This is a genomic window from Streptomyces sp. NPDC045695 (assembly GCF_056432025.1).
On the sequence record NZ_JBWKJU010000007.1, the window covers coordinates 1 to 15,801 of the forward strand.

At 72.7% G+C, this 15,801-nt stretch carries 17 protein-coding genes; 7 read left to right on the forward strand and 10 right to left on the reverse strand.

Features of this window, described 5'->3' with window-relative positions; all coding sequences use genetic code 11:
• Positions 1–120 precede the first annotated feature (120 nt).
• From AC07DU_RS14410 to AC07DU_RS14425, 4 genes are all read left to right on the forward strand, one after another.
• Positions 121–933, forward strand: coding sequence for a LytR/AlgR family response regulator transcription factor (locus tag AC07DU_RS14410; protein ID WP_479031343.1), 813 nt, complete (start codon positions 121–123; stop codon positions 931–933).
• A 212-nt stretch (positions 934–1,145) separates the two neighbouring features.
• A complete protein-coding gene (locus tag AC07DU_RS14415; protein WP_479111620.1) occupies positions 1,146–1,421 on the forward strand; it encodes a hypothetical protein in 276 nt (91 codons plus the stop codon).
• Positions 1,422–1,518: 97 nt separating this feature from the next.
• Positions 1,519–3,249 (forward strand): sodium/solute symporter, encoded by a 1,731-nt coding sequence (locus AC07DU_RS14420; RefSeq protein ID WP_360887151.1) that lies wholly within the window; start codon positions 1,519–1,521, stop codon positions 3,247–3,249.
• Positions 3,246–4,487, forward strand: coding sequence for a sensor histidine kinase (locus tag AC07DU_RS14425; protein WP_479031349.1), 1,242 nt, complete (start codon positions 3,246–3,248; stop codon positions 4,485–4,487). The genes AC07DU_RS14420 and AC07DU_RS14425 overlap by 4 nt, the downstream gene beginning before the upstream one ends.
• A gap of 162 nt (positions 4,488–4,649) precedes the next feature.
• Here the strand turns inward: AC07DU_RS14425 and AC07DU_RS14430 are convergent, their stop codons facing one another.
• Positions 4,650–6,092 (reverse strand): GuaB1 family IMP dehydrogenase-related protein, encoded by a 1,443-nt coding sequence (locus AC07DU_RS14430; RefSeq protein WP_360887157.1) that lies wholly within the window; start codon positions 6,090–6,092, stop codon positions 4,650–4,652.
• Positions 6,093–6,300: 208 nt separating this feature from the next.
• On the opposite strand from AC07DU_RS14430, the gene AC07DU_RS14435 reads away from it, so the two are divergent.
• Genes AC07DU_RS14435 through AC07DU_RS14445 form a run of 3 tightly spaced genes read left to right on the forward strand, consistent with a single transcriptional unit; the run spans position 6,301 to position 7,815 of the window.
• The gene (locus AC07DU_RS14435) at positions 6,301–6,810 is read left to right on the forward strand and encodes a hypothetical protein (protein WP_360887160.1); all 510 of its coding nucleotides are present in this window, start codon (positions 6,301–6,303) and stop codon (positions 6,808–6,810) included.
• Between the two features lie 49 nt (positions 6,811–6,859).
• Positions 6,860–7,360 (forward strand): antibiotic biosynthesis monooxygenase, encoded by a 501-nt coding sequence (locus tag AC07DU_RS14440; protein WP_479111623.1) that lies wholly within the window; start codon positions 6,860–6,862, stop codon positions 7,358–7,360.
• A complete protein-coding gene (locus tag AC07DU_RS14445; protein ID WP_360887166.1) occupies positions 7,357–7,815 on the forward strand; it encodes a group II truncated hemoglobin in 459 nt (152 codons plus the stop codon). Before AC07DU_RS14440 ends, AC07DU_RS14445 begins: the two co-directional genes overlap by 4 nt.
• A 159-nt stretch (positions 7,816–7,974) precedes the next feature.
• Here AC07DU_RS14445 and AC07DU_RS14450 read toward each other — a convergent pair whose 3' ends face one another.
• The 9 genes from AC07DU_RS14450 to fmt all read right to left on the reverse strand — a co-directional run bounded on the left by AC07DU_RS14450 (position 7,975) and on the right by fmt (position 15,757).
• Positions 7,975–8,448: a barstar family protein gene (locus AC07DU_RS14450; protein WP_479111625.1), complete on the reverse strand. Its 474-nt coding sequence runs from the start codon at positions 8,446–8,448 to the stop codon at positions 7,975–7,977.
• Positions 8,445–8,930 (reverse strand): guanyl-specific ribonuclease, encoded by a 486-nt coding sequence (locus tag AC07DU_RS14455; RefSeq protein ID WP_479111627.1) that lies wholly within the window; start codon positions 8,928–8,930, stop codon positions 8,445–8,447. The genes AC07DU_RS14450 and AC07DU_RS14455 overlap by 4 nt, the downstream gene beginning before the upstream one ends.
• Before the next feature lie 49 nt (positions 8,931–8,979).
• The gene (locus tag AC07DU_RS14460) at positions 8,980–9,201 is read right to left on the reverse strand and encodes a CarD family transcriptional regulator (protein ID WP_189740325.1); all 222 of its coding nucleotides are present in this window, start codon (positions 9,199–9,201) and stop codon (positions 8,980–8,982) included.
• Positions 9,202–9,356: 155 nt separating this feature from the next.
• Entirely contained in the window at positions 9,357–10,370 is a 1,014-nt protein-coding gene (locus AC07DU_RS14465; RefSeq protein WP_030234040.1) for a sugar-binding transcriptional regulator, read from the reverse strand.
• Between the two features lie 138 nt (positions 10,371–10,508).
• Positions 10,509–11,195: a ribulose-phosphate 3-epimerase gene (rpe, locus tag AC07DU_RS14470; RefSeq protein WP_360887175.1), complete on the reverse strand. Its 687-nt coding sequence runs from the start codon at positions 11,193–11,195 to the stop codon at positions 10,509–10,511.
• 178 nt (positions 11,196–11,373) lie between these two features.
• Positions 11,374–11,949 (reverse strand): hypothetical protein, encoded by a 576-nt coding sequence (locus AC07DU_RS14475; RefSeq protein WP_479111629.1) that lies wholly within the window; start codon positions 11,947–11,949, stop codon positions 11,374–11,376.
• 92 nt (positions 11,950–12,041) lie between these two features.
• Positions 12,042–12,890 carry a hypothetical protein gene (locus AC07DU_RS14480; RefSeq protein ID WP_479111631.1) on the reverse strand — a complete coding sequence of 283 codons (849 nt, stop codon included), beginning with the start codon at positions 12,888–12,890 and terminating at the stop codon, positions 12,042–12,044.
• Between the two features lie 339 nt (positions 12,891–13,229).
• Positions 13,230–14,690, reverse strand: coding sequence for an RsmB/NOP family class I SAM-dependent RNA methyltransferase (locus tag AC07DU_RS14485; RefSeq protein ID WP_360887180.1), 1,461 nt, complete (start codon positions 14,688–14,690; stop codon positions 13,230–13,232).
• Between the two features lie 122 nt (positions 14,691–14,812).
• The gene (gene fmt / locus AC07DU_RS14490; protein WP_360887183.1) at positions 14,813–15,757 is read right to left on the reverse strand and encodes a methionyl-tRNA formyltransferase; all 945 of its coding nucleotides are present in this window, start codon (positions 15,755–15,757) and stop codon (positions 14,813–14,815) included.
• Between the last annotated feature and the right edge of the window lie 44 nt (positions 15,758–15,801).

The following is a 15,801-nucleotide window of genomic DNA, read 5'->3' on the forward strand; positions in this document are numbered from 1 at the left end:
CGTTGTCGGGGCGCCCGAGTACGTCCCGTACACGGGCGCCCCTCCGCCTTGCGATGCACCGCACCGGACGACCCGGGCTCACCCGACAAGATCCGAAAGAGACGACCTAGACTCGGGCCCATGCTGCGCGTACTGGCCGTCGACGACGAGAAGCCGCTCCTGGAGGAACTCCTCTACCTGCTGCGCTCGGACCCCCGGGTGCGCAGCGCGGAGGGAGCCTCGGACGCCACGGAGGCCCTGCGCCGGATCACCCGGGCGCTGGAGTCGGGCCCGGACGGCTCCGACGGCATCGACGTGGTCTTCCTCGACATCCACATGGCCGGGCTGACCGGGCTGGACATCGCCCGGCTGCTGGCCGGGTTCGCGCGGCCGCCGCTGATCGTGTTCGTGACCGCCCACGAGGGTTTCGCCGTACAGGCCTTCGACCTGAAGGCCGTGGACTACGTGCTCAAGCCCGTGCGTCCGGAGCGGCTGGCCGAGGCGGTCCGGCGGGCCTGCGCGCAGCTGGAGCGGGCCGAGGAGCCACCGGCCACGGCGGCGGCGGGCCCGCTCGCCGCGACGGCGCCGCGGCGCCCGGCCGGCGCCGTCGCCGACCGGGTCCCGGACCAGATCGCCGTCGAACTGGGCGGGGTGACCCGCTTCGTGGCGATCGCCGACATCGCCTACGTCGAGGCGCAGGGCGACTACGCCCGCCTGCACACCGACGAAGGCAGCCATCTGGTCCGCATCCCCGTGTCCACGCTGGAGGAACGCTGGGCCGCGCGCGGGTTCGTGCGGATCCACCGCCGGCACCTGGTGGCGCTGGCCCGGATCGACGAGCTGCGGATGGACGCCGGTACCACCACGGTCCGGGTGGGGGCGGCAGAGCTCCAGGTCAGCCGCCGGCACGCGCGGGAGTTGCGGGACCTGCTGATGCGTCAGGCCACCGGCTGAGACCGGCACCCGTCGGGTCGTCAGGTCCGTCAGGTCGGGCCCGTCGGACCAGCTCCGTCAGGTCCGACCGTCCGGCGTGCGCGGGCGCCGTTCGTCGAGCCGCGCGGGGCGTACGGCGATCCGCCGGAGCCGTCGGCCGCACCGGGGGCGTGCACGGCGGCCCGCGCCCCCGCCGCCACCTATCGTGGATCTTCCGGCGCGGGAGGAGCGCGATGTCCGAGATCCAGACGCTGGTCGACGCCCTGAGCGGCCTGCCGCGTGCCGCGCCCGCCGGCCCCGCCGAGGCCGAGGCGCTGCTGGCCCGGCTGCGCAGCGCGGCCGCCCGCTGGGCGGACGTCCTGTACGAGGCCCGCGAGGGCGTCCGCGAGCAGCTGCCGCCGCGGGCGGAGGCGGCCCTGACGCTGGCCTTCCGGCGCGCGGAGGAGTCGTACGTGGAGCTGGAGATCGCCCTGCGCGACTGCGTGGAGCGCCGCGACCCGGTGACCTGACCCACCCGGACCCCCAGGGTCCGAATCGAGCCTGTTGCCCGGTCGGCGCTCATGCATAGACTCCGGTCGCCCCTGCCCTCCTCCGAAGGACCGACCGGTGAACCAGACGTACGCGCTGACCGCGGTCGCCGTCGTCGTCCTGGTCACGATGCTGGTCGGAGCGCTGGGGCTGCGGATATCCCGGACCACCTCCGACTTCTACGTGGCCTCGCGCACGGTGGGGCCCCGCCTGAACGCGGCGGCCATCAGCGGGGAGTACCTCTCCGCTGCGTCCTTCCTCGGAGTGGCCGGGCTGGTCCTGCTCCAGGGACCCGAGATGCTCTGGTACCCGGTGGGCTACACCGCCGGATACGTGGTGCTGCTCGTGCTGGTGGCGGCCCCGCTGCGCCGCTCCGGCGCGTACACCCTGCCCGACTTCGCCGAGGCCCGGCTGGAGTCCCAGGCGGTGCGCCGGATCGCCGTCCTGTTCGTGATCGGGGTCGGCTGGCTGTACCTGCTGCCGCAGTTGCAGGGCGCAGGGCTCACGCTGGAGATCCTCACCGGCGCCCCGCACTGGGCCGGCGGCCTGGTCGTGGCCCTGGTGGTGAGCGCGGCCGTGGCCGCGGGCGGGATGCGCAGCATCACCTTCGTGCAGGCCTTCCAGTACTGGCTCAAGCTCACCGCGCTGCTGGTCCCGGCCTTCTTCCTGCTCGCTGCCTGGGTGGGGGACGGCGCGCCGCGGGCCGGCTTCGACGCCCCGGCCGTCTTCCGGGAGCACACCTCGGTGACGCTGGCGCAGGACGTGCGGCTCCAGGTGGAGGAGCCGCTCACGGTGACGGTGACCGGGCAGGTGGACGGGCGCGGCTACGCGTCGGTCCCGGTGACCCTGGCCGCCGGACAGCATGCCGTACGGGCCCACGCGCGGCTGGAGTTCGCCCCCGGCACCCCCGTCCCGGAGCCCCGGCGGGAGGCGGGGCTCGGCGTGTCCAGCTGGTCTGAGCCGTTGTCCGGGGACCGCCCGGAGTACCGCCTGTACGCGACGTACGGGCTGATCCTCGCCACCTTCCTCGGCACGATGGGCCTGCCGCACGTCGCCGTGCGCTTCTACACCAGCCCCAACGGGCGGGCCGCGCGGCGCACCACGCTGGTCGTGCTCGCCCTGGTCGGCGTCTTCTACCTGTTGCCGCCCGTGTACGGGGCCCTGGGGCGGATCTACACGCCCGAGCTCGCCCTCACCGGCGACGCGGACGCCGCGGTGCTGGTGCTGCCCGAGCGGCTGCTCGGCGGGCTGCTCGGTGAACTGCTGGGGGCGCTGCTGGCGGCGGGCGCCTTCGCGGCGTTCCTGTCGACGGCTTCGGGGCTGACGATGGCGGTGGCCGGGGTGCTGCACCAGGACGTGCTGCGGGCGCGCGGGGTGCGCAGCTTCCGCACGGCGGCGCTGGTGGCGATCCTGGTGCCGCTGGGCGGCAGCGTGGCGGTCACGGCCGTGCCGGTGGCCGACGCGGTGGGTCTGGCCTTCGCGGTGTCGGCCTCGTCGTTCTGCCCGCTGCTGGTCCTGGGCATCTGGTGGCGCGGGCTGACCCCGCCGGGGGCGGTGGCCGGGCTGGTCACGGGCGGCGGGGCGGCGCTGAGCGCGGTGCTGGCGACCCGGGCCGGGCTCCCCCCGGCGGGCTGGACGCACACCTTGCTGGCGTGGCCGGCGGTGTGGTCGGTGCCGCTCGGGTTCCTGACGATGGTGGCGGTGTCCGTGGCCACCCGGTCGCGGGTCCCCGCCGGGACGGCGGCCACGCTGGCCCGGCTGCACCTGCCGGAGAACGTGGCCGGGGACCGGGTGGGAGGCCTCCGGTGAGCGCGGCGGGACCGGCCGTGCTGGCGGTACTGGCGGTGGCGTGCCCGCTCCTGCTGGGCGCGGGCTGGGCGGCGGGCCTGTGGCACGCCCGGCGCGGCGAACGGGCGGCCGGGCTGGACCTGGGGACCCCGGTGGAGCGGGCCACCTTCCACACCCTGCACACGGCTTCGCTGGCCGCGCCTCCGCTGCGTGCCGGGCTGACCGAGGACGCCGCCCGCAAGGCCGCCCGGCGGCTGCGGTCGCTGCTGGGCACGGAGGCGCTGTGCCTGACCGACCGCCGGTCGGTGCTGGCGTGGGACGGCCCGGGCGCCGACCACCACCAGCGGGGGGCGATGGCCCGGGTGGCGATGATGCTGGCGTCGGGGCGCAGTCAGAGCGTGCGGACCGAGTGCCAGCGGCCCGACTGTCCGCTGAAGTGGGCGGTGGTGGCGCCGCTGACCGGTGAGGACGGGATGCTGGGCGCGCTGGTCGCGTTCGGTTCGCGGGAGTCGGCGGTGCTGGTGCGGGCCGCGACGGAGGTGGCCCGGTGGGTGTCCGTACAGCTGGAGCTCTCCGAGCTGGACCGCTCGCGGACCCGGCTGATGGAGGCGGAGATCAGGGCCCTGCGGGCGCAGATATCCCCGCACTTCATCTTCAACTCCCTGGCCGCGATCGCCTCGTTCGTGCGGACCGATCCGGAGCGGGCCCGGGAGCTGCTGCTGGAGTTCGCGGACTTCACCCGGTACTCCTTCCGGCGGCACGGGGACTTCACCACGCTCGCCGACGAGCTGCGCTCGATCCAGCAGTACCTGGCGCTGGCCGGGGCCCGTTTCGGGGACCGGCTGAAGGTGACCTTGCAGGTGGCTCCGGAGGTGCTGCCGGTGGCGCTGCCGTTCCTGTGCCTGCAGCCCCTGGTGGAGAACGCCGTCAAGCACGGCTTGGAGGACTCCACCGAGGAGTGCCGGATCACCATCACGGCGCGGGACGCGGGCTCGGAGGCGGTGATCACCGTGGAGGACAACGGGGTCGGGATGGATCCGGCCCTGCTGCGCCGGATCCTGGCCGGTGAGCGCGCGGGCTCCTCCTCCGGCATCGGGCTGCCCAATGTCGACGAGCGGATCCGGCAGGTGTACGGGGACGAGTACGGGCCGGTGATGGAGACGGGCATCGGCGCCGGCATGAAGGTGACCCTGCGGATCCCCAAGTATCGTGCGGGCGTGCACAGTTCACCCTCCGGGCACCTTCCTCCCGGCCCCTGAGCACCGGGGCGCCGCGGGCCTGTGGAGGCGGGGACGGAGAGGTACGGCGGGGACGGAGGGGACGGCGGCGCATGCGAAAACGCCGGCGGGGCCGGAACATCCGACCTCGCCGGCGTTCGAGACGCAGCGGCCCGGGGGCAGGGCCCCGGCCCAGGCCTGGGCCTAGCTCCAGCTGGCGTGCAGCGGCTTGCCCTCGGCGTAACCGGCCGCGGACTGGATGCCGACGACGGCCTTCTCCTCGAACTCCGCCAGGGAGCCGGCACCCGCGTAGGTGCAGGAGGAGCGGACGCCCGCGATGATCGAGTCGATCAGGTCCTCGACGCCCGGGCGGGACGGGTCGAGGAACATCCGCGAGGTGGAGATGCCCTCCTCGAACAGACCCTTGCGGGCACGGTCATAGGCCGACTCCTCGCTCGTGCGGTTCTGCACCGCGCGGGCGGAGGCCATACCGAAGGACTCCTTGTAGAGGCGGCCCTCGGCGGACTGCTGGAGGTCGCCCGGGGACTCGTACGTACCGGCGAACCAGGAGCCGATCATGACGTTGGAGGCGCCGGCGGCCAGCGCCATCGCCACGTCGCGCGGGTGACGGACGCCGCCGTCGGCCCACACGTGCTTCCCGTACTTCTTCGCCTCGGCCGCGCACTCCAGCACCGCGGAGAACTGCGGGCGGCCCACGCCGGTCATCATGCGGGTGGTGCACATGGCGCCGGGGCCCACACCGACCTTGATGATGTCGGCGCCGGCGTCGATGAGGTCCTTGACGCCCTCGGCGGCGACGATGTTGCCGGCCACGATCGGGACCTGCGGGTCCAGCGCGCGGACGGCCTTGATCGCGTTGATCATCGATTCCTGGTGGCCGTGCGCCGTGTCGATGACGAGCGTGTCCACGCCCGCGTCGAGCAGCTGCTTGGCCTTCTGCACGAAGTCGCCGTTGATGCCGACGGCCGCCGCGATGCGCAGCTTGCCGTTGGCGTCGGTGGCGGGGGTGTAGAGGGTCGCGCGCAGGGCGGCCTTACGGGTGAGGATGCCGACGAGCTTGCCGTCCTGGTCGACGGCCGGAGCCAGCTTGCGGTGGCCGGCGTCGAGCCGGTTGAAGGCCTCGCGGGGGTCGATGTCGGCGTCGATGAGCAGCAGCTCCTTCGACATGACCTCGGAGAGCTGGGTGAAGCGGTCGACACCGGTCAGGTCGTGCTCGGTGACGACGCCGACCGGGCGGCCCGCGTCGTCGACGACGACGCCCGCGCCGTGCGCCCGCTTGGGCAGCAGGGACAGCGCGTCGGCGACCGTCTGGGTGGGCGCCAGCGTGATCGGCGTGTCGAGCACGAGGTGGCGGGTCTTCACCCAGGAGATGACGTCGGTGACGACCTCGATCGGGATGTCCTGCGGGATGACGACGAGGCCGCCGCGGCGGGCGACGGTCTCGGCCATCCGGCGGCCCGCGATCGCGGTCATGTTCGCCACGACCAGAGGAATGGTGGTGCCGGTGCCGTCGGGCGAGGCGAGGTCGACGGCCTGGCGGGAACCGACCGCGGAGCGGCTCGGCACCATGAACACATCGTCGTACGTCAGGTCGTACGGCGGCTTCAGGTCATTGAGGAAACGCACGTGCTGAACATCCCAGTCGATCGAAGGATCCGTCTATGGCCTCGACCGGATCAGCCGAGGAAACGCACGTACTTCATTCTCCCACGACCTGGGGTTTACACAGCCCGGGCCGATCGTCCAGGACAGACCGGGCCGCCTGGTTCTTTCCTACGGGACCTTGGCCCCCAGACCTTGTGATCAAGGGGGCGCTGGATGCAACGTTGATTACATGATTACAGCCGAGCAACGCGAACAGCTCCGCGCGTGGTTCGCCGAGCGGCTGCCGGAGGACGTCTACGAGTCCCTGCTGTCGGTCACGGCCGACCGCGAGGAGATCACCGTGGTCGGCACCATCCCGGCGACCGAGTCCGTCAAGGACTTCCGCGAACGCACCCGCGAACAGCGCATCGAGGTGGCCCGCGAGGCCGAGGCCCTCTACCGCCGCAAGGTCGCCTGGGGCGTGCGGGAGGGTGAGGAGACGACGCTCTTCACCCACCTCGCCGTCCCGGTGATGACCCGCCTGCGCCAGTCCGAGCGCCAGGTCCTCGACACCCTCGTCGCCGGCGGCGTCGCCCGCAGCCGGGCCGACGCCCTGGCCTGGTGCGTCCGCCTCGTGGGACAGCACACCGACACCTGGCTGACCGACCTGCGCGACTCCCTGGACCAGGTCCACCGGATCCGCGCGCAGGGCCCGGACGTCCAGGGCGCCACCGACTCCGGGACGCCGGCATCCGAGTGACGCGCAACCGCCCGTGACCGCGCACTGGACCTCAGGGAGGACACGCACGATGACCCCGACGACGACCGTGGAGTACATCCGCTACCGGACCGCGTTAGACGACCAGGAGGCCTTCGAGGCCGCGTACGCCCGGGCTGCCGAATCCCTGGCCGCCTCACCCGAGTGCATCGACTACGAACTGTCCCACTGCGAGGAGGAGGGGGAGCGCTACGTCCTGCGCATCCGCTGGACCTCCGTCGACGCCCACCTGGGCCGTCTCTTCCGGATCTTGCCGGGCCCGCAGCGTCTGGCACCGCACCTGGCCGCGTTGTCGGGACGTCCGGGTACGTCCAGTACGCGGCACGCCCCTCCGCCTTGCCATGCACGCCACCAGACGCCGCGGGCTCGGCCGACAAGATCCGAAAGAGACGGCCAAGGCGGCTTCCGCAAGGGCGAGCACTTCCCGGCCTTCGTCAGCGCGATCCGGCCGTACGTGGCGGCGATCGAGGAAATGCAGCACTACACGGTGACCGGCGTCTCGGGTACCGGAAAGGGCGCCGGGGAGCGATGAGCACGACACCCACGATCTACGAGTGGATGGGCGGCGCGGAGGCGATGAAGCGCCTCACCGACGCCTTCTACGCCCATGTCATGCGGGACGAGATCCTGGCCCCGGTCTTCGCCGGCATGGACGCGGAGCACCCGCAGCACGTCGCGGTCTGGCTGTCGGAGGTCTTCGGCGGCCCCGCGGACTACACCGCCCACCACGGCGGCCACCCGCACATGGCCTCCAGGCACCTGGGCCGCGCGATCACCGAACAGCAGCGCCGCCGCTGGGTGGACCTGCTCATGGACACGGCCGACGAGGTCGGCCTCCCGACGGACCCCGAGTTCCGCGGCGTGTTCGCCTACTACATCGAGTGGGGAACCCGCATGGCCCTGATCTACTCGGGCCCCACCCCACCCCCGCTCGACGCGGCCCCGATCCCCCTCTGGTCCTGGGGCCAGACCCCACCCTGGACCTGATCTTCAGCCCCGCCGGCGTCCGAGGCGCGGCGCCCGGGGGCGGAGCCCCGCTCTTTCAGCCCCGCCGGCGTCCGAGGCGCGGCGCCCGGGGGCGGAGCCCCGCTCTTTCAGCCCCGCCGGCGTCCGAGGCGCGGGGCCCGGGGGCGGAGCCCCGCTCTTTCAGCCCCGCCGGCGTTTGAGGCGCGGGGTCCGGGGCGGAGCCCCGGCAGCCGGCCCGGGCCCGGGCTCCGACTCGGCCTCGCCCTCGCCCTCGGCCAGCAGCACGGCCAGCCCCGGCGCGCCGTCCTCCCGCTCCCGCTCCCGCCAGAAAGAAACGGCCTCCTCCAGGATCTCCACCAGGATCTCCCAGTCCTCCGGCCGCGCCTCGGCGAACCGACGCCACGAGGTCACCACCACCAGCCGCCCCGCAGCATCCGCACCCTGCGGCACCGGCAACCACGACAGATCCCGCACCGCATCCGCCAGCGCGTCCCAGTTCCCCCCGAACCAGTCCGGCAGCCGCAAGGCATCCCCGCAGCGCCGCATCAGCTCGGCCTTGCCGCGTACGCCGTCCAGGTCCAGCCGTACGGTCGTCCAGCCGGCGGCCTCCGCCGCGGCGAGCGCCGGCGCGAGCGGCTGCGGGTCCAAGGTCATCGGAGAACCGCCTTGAAGGTCTCGTAGTGGTCGTCCGTGTAGAAGGACTCCCCACCCTCACCCGTCACGATCCGCCGGGCCCCGCGGTCCCGCTCCCCAGGCGTCCGCACCGTGAACTCGTGGTAGTAGCCGCGCTTCTGCCGCGGCAGGACCTTCTCGAAGTTCCCGAAGACGGTGCCGTCCTGCCGGTAGGGGTACGGCCCGCCCTTGTCGATCAGCGCGAGCACGTCCCGGGCCTGCTGCGGCAGCGCGTCGGCGCGTACGGTCGCCAGCCCCTTCGCCCACCCCGGGGCGGCACTGGAGGCAGCACTAGCTGGAGCACTGGGCTCAGCCCTAACACGCCCACTGGCACTGGCACCGGCACTGGCGGCGGCAGGCGCGGGATCCTTCCCGCCACAACCCGCCGCGCCGACCAGCGCGACGCAGAGGAACACGGGCCCCAGAAAACGCAGCAACGATCGGGGCACGTTCCGAAAGATCATGCACCGATCGTGCCAAATATCCGATTCGCTCGCGAATCGCCCACTGGCCTCAGAGCGCGGCCATCTTGGTGTAGGGACTCAGGATGCGCTTCTGGACCGAACCGAAGTCGACGAGAACAGCGATCCCCTCCTCGATTCCGACGACACGGCCGAGGCCGTGCTCATCGTGAGTAACCCGGTCACCCACGGAGAACTGCCGGATGGGCTGTTCCACGGGGGCCTTGAACGGGCTGGACGGCAAATGGCGGCGAGGTACTGCGGACTTTGTCATTGGAACCAGTATGCGCCCAGTGGGCCGCCTCGCGGTCCGCCGTTCGGATCTCAATTCCGGCACCATCCGCACCGGGGCCGGCGGACGAGCGCGCCCGAACCCCGCACACCCGGCCAGAACGGCGGGTACGGACCGGGCCGGGCGGCCTGACACCCCTAGTCGTCCGGGTCGGCCCGGTCCAGCGCGGGCCGCAGCCCCGGCGCCGATTCGGTCAGCAGGTAGTCGGCGACGGCCGTGTCCGTGACCAGGCTGGTCACCAGCCCCGACCGGAGCACCGCACCGATCGCGGAGGCCTTGCGCAGCCCGCCCGCGATCGCCACAACCTCGGGGATCCGCCGCAGCCGGTCGGCCTCGACGGTGATGCACCGCTCGCCGAGGTCCCGGCCGACCCGCCGGCCCTCGGAGTCGAAGAGGTGGGCGGACATCTCGGCCGCCACGCCCAGCGAGGCGTAGTGGGCCCGCTCCTCGTCGGTCAGCATGTCGTGGACGGTCGAGATGCCCGGCTCCCACGACCCGATGGAGACGGCCGCGACCGTCACCTTGTCGAAGTACTCGAAGGCGCGCGCGATCCCGGTCTGGCTCCGCAGCGCGGCGGCGGTCGCCGGATCGGGCAGGAGCATCGGCGCGTAGATGGGGTGCGCGTCGCCGCCCGAGACCTGGGCGGCCCTGCGTACGGCCTCGACCGAGCCGCGCTCGGCGGTCCCCGCGTCGTACACGCCGGTCAGCTGCACCACGGTGCAGGGCGGCAGCCTGTGCAGGGAGGCGGCCATGTGAATGGTCGACCGCCCCCACGCCAGGCCCAGGACGTCGCCCTCGTTGACGAGTTCGCCCAGCAGGTCCGCGGCGACCGCACCGAGGTTCTCGGGGTCGGGCGCGTCCTCGGTGGCGTCGGCGGGCGACTCCACCACGACTGCGTGCCGCAGCCCGTACCGGGCGCGCAGCGCGTCCGAGCGCTCCGCGTCCAGTTCTGCCGGGACCCGGATCTCGATGCGTACGAGGTCACGTTCGAGCGCGGTCTCCAGGACCCGGGCCACCTTGAAGCGGCTCACGCCGAACTCCTCGGCGATCTGGATCTTGGACTTCCCCTCCAGGTAGAAGCGGCGCGCCATGGCCGCCGCCTGCACCAGCTCCGCGGGTCCCATCCGCAGGGCTGACCGTCCCGCCGACATTGCAGACACCGCGTTCTCCTCACTGCTGTTCACACTGTCGTGTTCACACTCTCGACTCGCCGTTCATCCTGTCAGATCCGACGGCCGTTGATCAGCCTGGACGGCTACCGTTCACCGAGCCGTTCATCAGCGCTCGATTCAGTGGTCACAAGCCCACGGCGCGGCGGCGATGGCCGCGCCCGCCTGCTCACGGAGCGTGCGTACGGCGGCGGCCGGATCGACCGCCCCGTAGACCGCGCTGCCCGCCACGAACACGTCGGCGCCGGCCTCGGCGCAGCGTTCGATGGTCGAGGCCGAGACGCCGCCGTCGACCTGGAGCCAGATCTCCAGACCGTGCTTGGAGATCAGTTCCCGGGTCCGGCGGATCTTGGGCAGCATGATGTCGAGGAAGGCCTGACCGCCGAAGCCGGGCTCGACCGTCATGATCAGCAGCATGTCGAGCTCGGGGAGGATGTCCTCGTACTGCTCGATCGGCGTCGCGGGCTTCAGCGCCATGGACGCGCGCGCACCCTTGGCCCGGATCTCCCGCGCGAGACGCACGGGTGCGGCGGCGGCCTCGGCGTGGAAGGTGACCGAACCCGCGCCGGCCTCCACGTACTGCGGGGCCCACCGGTCGGGGTTCTCGATCATCAGGTGGAGGTCCAGCGGGATGTCCGTGGCCCTGCTGAGGGATTCCACGATCGGCATGCCGAGGGTGAGGTTCGGGACGAAGTGGTTGTCCATGACGTCGACATGCAGCCAGTCGGCCCCCTCGACGGCCTTGGCCTCCTCGGCCAGGCGGGCGAAGTCGGCGGACAGGATGCTGGGATAAATCTGCGCGGCCATGCCCCAAGCCTGCCATGCCCCCGGCCGGTTCCGGCCACGACCCCGCAAGTCGGGACGGGCGCGGCAGCGCGCGACCGGCCGCGGGGGAACGTCACCCGTCCTCGGCAGTCCCCGTGACCGGAAACCCGGCCCCGCGAGCCGTCACGCGTAGCGGACGCCGGCCCGGTGGCGGGCGACGTCACCGACTCCTCGAGGTGGCCGACGACGAGGCCCGGGAGGCCTTCCCCTCGTCCGGCGGGAGGAAGCAGGGAGACGTCACTTTGAGGGTGGCGAGGCCCTCGCCCTTGGCGCGGTCCAGGACCCCGGTGATGCCTTCCATCCAGAAGTCGTCCGGTTCCGTACGCATACTCACCCAGGGGAAGGGGCCCGACATGTCCTCCTCGTCCGAGGAGTTGTACATGTAGCCCTGCTTCAGCCAGGCGTCCCGCGCCTGCAGCACCAGGTTCTTCGCCTCGGACCCCGGCACACCGGTGAGCTTGTAGAAGAGGGTGACCTGGAGCCGGTCGTCGCTGCGGCTGTCGGCCCTGGCGATGCAAGGGCCGACGGTCGCGGGGCCGAAACGCTCCAGGGTCGGCTGGGGCGACATGGCGTCCACCGCCTGGTGGATGATCGCTTCCGCCCTGTCGACGGCCTGCTGCTCGCCCCTCGTGACCTCCTGCCCGGCCCCTCTGTCGCCTGTCCCGCCCCCGCAGGCGGTCACCGTGACCGTCAGGGCGAGCAGTGCAGCGGCTGAGAAGACCTTGCGTGTTGTCACGGCTGTCCTCCGCTGACGATCCTTGCCCTGTTTCCGAGAAGCCCCTCGTCCGTGAGCGGGCACGCCCACCCCTCGGCGCAGGGAACCGGCTGTCATGCGCCGTCGGATGCCGGACCGGCGGGTGTCGTCGCCGCGACGCGCACCGCACCTGTGGCCGAGGCCGCGACCTGGGCGACCGTGTGCTCCTCGGGGTGCCCGGCGACGAGGGCCGGGGTGCCCTCGACCGTCGGTACACGGCGCACGCTCCATCCCGCGCTCTGGAAGAACGTCTGCGCGCGCGCCACCGCAGCAGCCCTTTCGTCCTCCGGCAGCGGGACGGTGGACCAGGCGTGATGGACCGAGGCGCCCGACTCGTCCTGGAGCGTGCTGAGGCCTTCCCCGGGCTGCGTGGGCGCCGATCCGGCCTGCAGTGCGTCGCAGATCCGGCTGGAGTGGGCGAGGGCCCGGCGCGCGGCGGGATCGTCGGCCGACGGGGCCTCGAACGCAGCGGGACTGGCGGGGGTCGCCCCGGAGGCCTTGCTCTTGTCCGACGGAAGGAAGCACGGCGATGTCACTTTGAGGGAGGCGAGCCCCTCGCCCTTGGCGCGGTCCAGGACCCCGGTCACGGCGTCCATCCAGAAGTCGTCGGGACCCGTACGCATGTAGACCGTCGGAAAGGGAGTGGACCAGTCGACCTCGCCCGAGGTGTTGTGCTTGTAGCCCTGCTTCAGCCAGGCGTCACGTGCCTGCCGCACGAGGTTCTGTGCCTCCACCCCCGGCACACCCGTCAGCTTGTAGATGACCGTGACCTGCACTCGGTCGTCACTGCGGCTGTCGTTCCTGGCGATGCAGGCGCCGACGGGCGCGTGGCCCATGCGCTCCAGTGTCGGCTTGGGGGACATGCCGTCCACCGCCTGGTGGATGATTTCCTCTGCCCGGTCGATCGCCTGCTGCTCGTTCATCGTGACCTTCGGTGCTTTTCCGCCGGTTTCCTGTCCGTCCCCCTTCGCCCCACACGCGGTCACAAGGATCGTCATGGCTAGCAGCGCGGCAGCCGGGATCGTTTTGCGTAGATTCGCGACCGTCCTCCGGTGACGATCTTGTTCCCATTCGTCCCACGCCATGCGCGCAGCCCCCGATTTGTTGCTGTTGATCACACCAGCCGGGAACGCTACCGCGCACGGGAGTACAGCTCATGAGTACCTGTACCTATGCTCCGCGTCCCTCTTTCAACGCGACAGGGACGACGCGGGAAATGGAGCACGGAACTGGGGACCGGCGACCGCGACCGGCGACCGGCGCTACGCCGTGCGCCTGAGCAGCGCCAGGTACATCGCGTCCGTCCCGTGCAGGTGCGGCCACAGCTGGACGTCCGGGCCGTCGCCCAGGCCGGGTACGCCCGGCATGTACGGGCGGGCGTCGATCAGTTCGGCGGACACCGGCGAGGCGCCCGCGCCGCGGCCCTTCAGGACGTCGTCCACGACGACCCGGGTCTCCGCCAGGTGCGGCGAGCACGTCGCGTAGCCGACGATGCCACCCACCCGCACCGCCGACAGCGCCTCCCGCAGCAGCCCGCGCTGGAGCGGCGCGAAGCCCTCCAGGTCCTCCGGCCGGCGGCGCCAGCGGGCCTCGGGGCGGCGGCGCAGCGCGCCCAGGCCCGTGCACGGCACGTCCATCAGTACGCGGTCGAAGGAGCCCGGGAGCCACGGCGCCCGGGTGCCGTCGGCCGCGATGACCTGGTAGGGGCCCGGGTTGCCCGCGAGCGCGCGTTCCACGAGCCGCGCCCGGTGCGGCTGCTTCTCCGAGGCCAGCAGGAACGCCCCGCGCTGCGCCGCGAGCGCCGCGAGCAGCGCCGCCTTGCCGCCGGGACCCGCGCAGCCGTCGAGCCAGCGCTCGTCGCGGCCCTCGACCGGCGCCGCCGCGAGGGCCATCGCGACCAGCTGGCTGCCTTCGTCCTGGACTCCCGCGCGGCCCTCCCGTACGGCCTCCAGCGCGCCCGGTTCGCCGCCCTCGGCCATCCGGACGGCGTACGGGGACCAGCGGCCCGGGAGCGCCGAGTCCTCGCCGACCGCCTCCAGCAGTTCCTCCGGCGTGGAGCGCCCGGGGCGCGCGACGAGCGTCACCTCGGGCCGTTCGTTGTCGGCCTCCAGCAGGTCCTCGATCCCGGCGCGTCCGCCGCCCAGCGCGTCCCACAGGGCGCTGACGACCCACCTGGGGTGCGAGTGGTAGACCGCGAGGTGTTCCTCGGCGTCGTCCTCGTACGGGGGTGCGACCCGCTCCAGCCAGCCGTCGAGGTCGTGCGCGGCGATCTTGCGCAGGACGGCGTTGACGAACTTGGCGCGCCCGTCCCCGAGCACCACCCGGGCCAGCTCCACGCTCGCCGACACCGCCGCGTGCGTCGGGATCCGGGTCCCCAGCAGCTGGTGGGCCCCGAGCGAGAGCACGTCCAGCACCGGCGGGTCCACCTCCCGCAGCGGCCGGTCGATGCACGCCTTGATCACGGCGTCGTACGTGCCCTGCCTGCGCAGCGTCCCGTAGACCAGCTCCGTGGCCAGGGCCGCGTCGCGCGCCTGGAAGCTCTCGTCCTGCCGGGCCTTCTTCAGGAGCGGCGGCAGCACGAGGTTGGCGTACGCGTCGCGCTCGCCCACCGCCCGCAGCACCTCGAAGGCCAGCATCCGCACCGGGTCCTTCTGCGGCCGGCGGTAGGGCTTGGCCTGCCGGTTGCCTGCGGGGTTGCGACGGGGACGGGGCTGTTCGCTCACGTGAAAGGTGCTCCGGGTTTACGAGGTACTGGTGGTGATGACGTGGAGGAGGGGGCGCCGGGCGCCCCGGGCGGGGGCGGCGTCACGGTGCTGCGCCCGCGCCGCAGCGCGCGCGGCTGGATTCAGCCTACGTCGGCGCCGCCGAGCCGCTCGCCGGGAGCGATCCGCACCCCGCGGGCCCAGTCGGCGCCCCGCATCGGCTTCTTGCCCTGCGGCTGCACCCACAGCAGCTCCACGGCGTGCGAGCCGGTGCCGACGTAGACGTTGTTCTTGGCCGGAGCCAGCACGCCGGGCGCCAGGTCGGTGCGGTCGGGCACCAGGCCCACCGAGATCAGCTTGAGCCGCTCGCCGCGGAAGACGGTCCACGCGCCCGGCGCCGGCGTGCAGCCGCGCACCACGCGGTCGGCGCGCATCGCCGGGGCCGTCCAGTCGATCCGCGCGTCCTCGACGGTGATCTTGGGCGCGAGGGAGATCCCGTCGTGGGGCTGCTCGACGGCGCGCAGCGTGCCGTCCTCGATGCCGTCCATGGTGGCGGCCAGTAGCCCGGAGCCGGCGAAGGCGAGCCGGGTGAGCAGGTCGCCGCTGGTGTCGGTGGGACGGATCTCCTCGGTGAGGATCCCGTAGACCGGGCCGGAGTCCAGGCCCTCCTCGATCAGGAAGGTGGAGGCGCCGGTGACCTGGTCCCCCGCCATGATCGAGTGCTGCACGGGCGCGGCTCCGCGCCAGGCCGGCAGCAGCGAGAAGTGCAGGTTGACCCAGCCGTGCTTGGGGATCTCCAGGGCGCTCTTGGGCAACAGCGCGCCGTACGCGACGACCGGGCAGCAGTCCGGGGCGATCTCGCGCAGGCGTGCCTGGAAGTCGGGGTCCCGCGGCCGGACGGGCTTGAGGACCTCGATGCCGGCCTCCTCGGCGCGTTCGGCGACCGGGCTGGCGACGAGCCTGCGGCCCCGGCCGGCCGGGGCGTCGGGCCGGGTGACGACGGCGGCGACCTCGTGCCGCCCGGAGGCGATAAGGGCGTCCAGGGCGGGCACGGCGACCTCGGGGGTGCCTGCGAAGACGAGCTTCACTGGGTCCTACCTCGCTTTTTCGGCTGACAGCAGCGCACCAGTCT

Bases quoted from the DNA above. Each gene is read 5' to 3' on its own strand.
- AC07DU_RS14410 (WP_479031343.1), top strand. From the start codon at position 121: ATGCTGCGCGTACTGGCCGTCGACGACGAGAAGCCGCTCCTGGAGGAA.
- AC07DU_RS14415 (WP_479111620.1), top strand. From the start codon at position 1,146: ATGTCCGAGATCCAGACGCTGGTCGACGCCCTGAGCGGCCTGCCGCGT.
- AC07DU_RS14435 (WP_360887160.1), top strand. From the start codon at position 6,301: ATGATTACAGCCGAGCAACGCGAACAGCTCCGCGCGTGGTTCGCCGAG.
- AC07DU_RS14440 (WP_479111623.1), top strand. From the start codon at position 6,860: ATGACCCCGACGACGACCGTGGAGTACATCCGCTACCGGACCGCGTTA.
- AC07DU_RS14445 (WP_360887166.1), top strand. From the start codon at position 7,357: ATGAGCACGACACCCACGATCTACGAGTGGATGGGCGGCGCGGAGGCG.
- AC07DU_RS14450 (WP_479111625.1), bottom strand. From the start codon at position 8,448: ATGACCTTGGACCCGCAGCCGCTCGCGCCGGCGCTCGCCGCGGCGGAG.
- AC07DU_RS14455 (WP_479111627.1), bottom strand. From the start codon at position 8,930: ATGATCTTTCGGAACGTGCCCCGATCGTTGCTGCGTTTTCTGGGGCCC.
- AC07DU_RS14460 (WP_189740325.1), bottom strand. From the start codon at position 9,201: ATGACAAAGTCCGCAGTACCTCGCCGCCATTTGCCGTCCAGCCCGTTC.
- AC07DU_RS14465 (WP_030234040.1), bottom strand. From the start codon at position 10,370: ATGTCGGCGGGACGGTCAGCCCTGCGGATGGGACCCGCGGAGCTGGTG.
- rpe (WP_360887175.1), bottom strand. From the start codon at position 11,195: ATGGCCGCGCAGATTTATCCCAGCATCCTGTCCGCCGACTTCGCCCGC.
- AC07DU_RS14480 (WP_479111631.1), bottom strand. From the start codon at position 12,890: ATGAACGAGCAGCAGGCGATCGACCGGGCAGAGGAAATCATCCACCAG.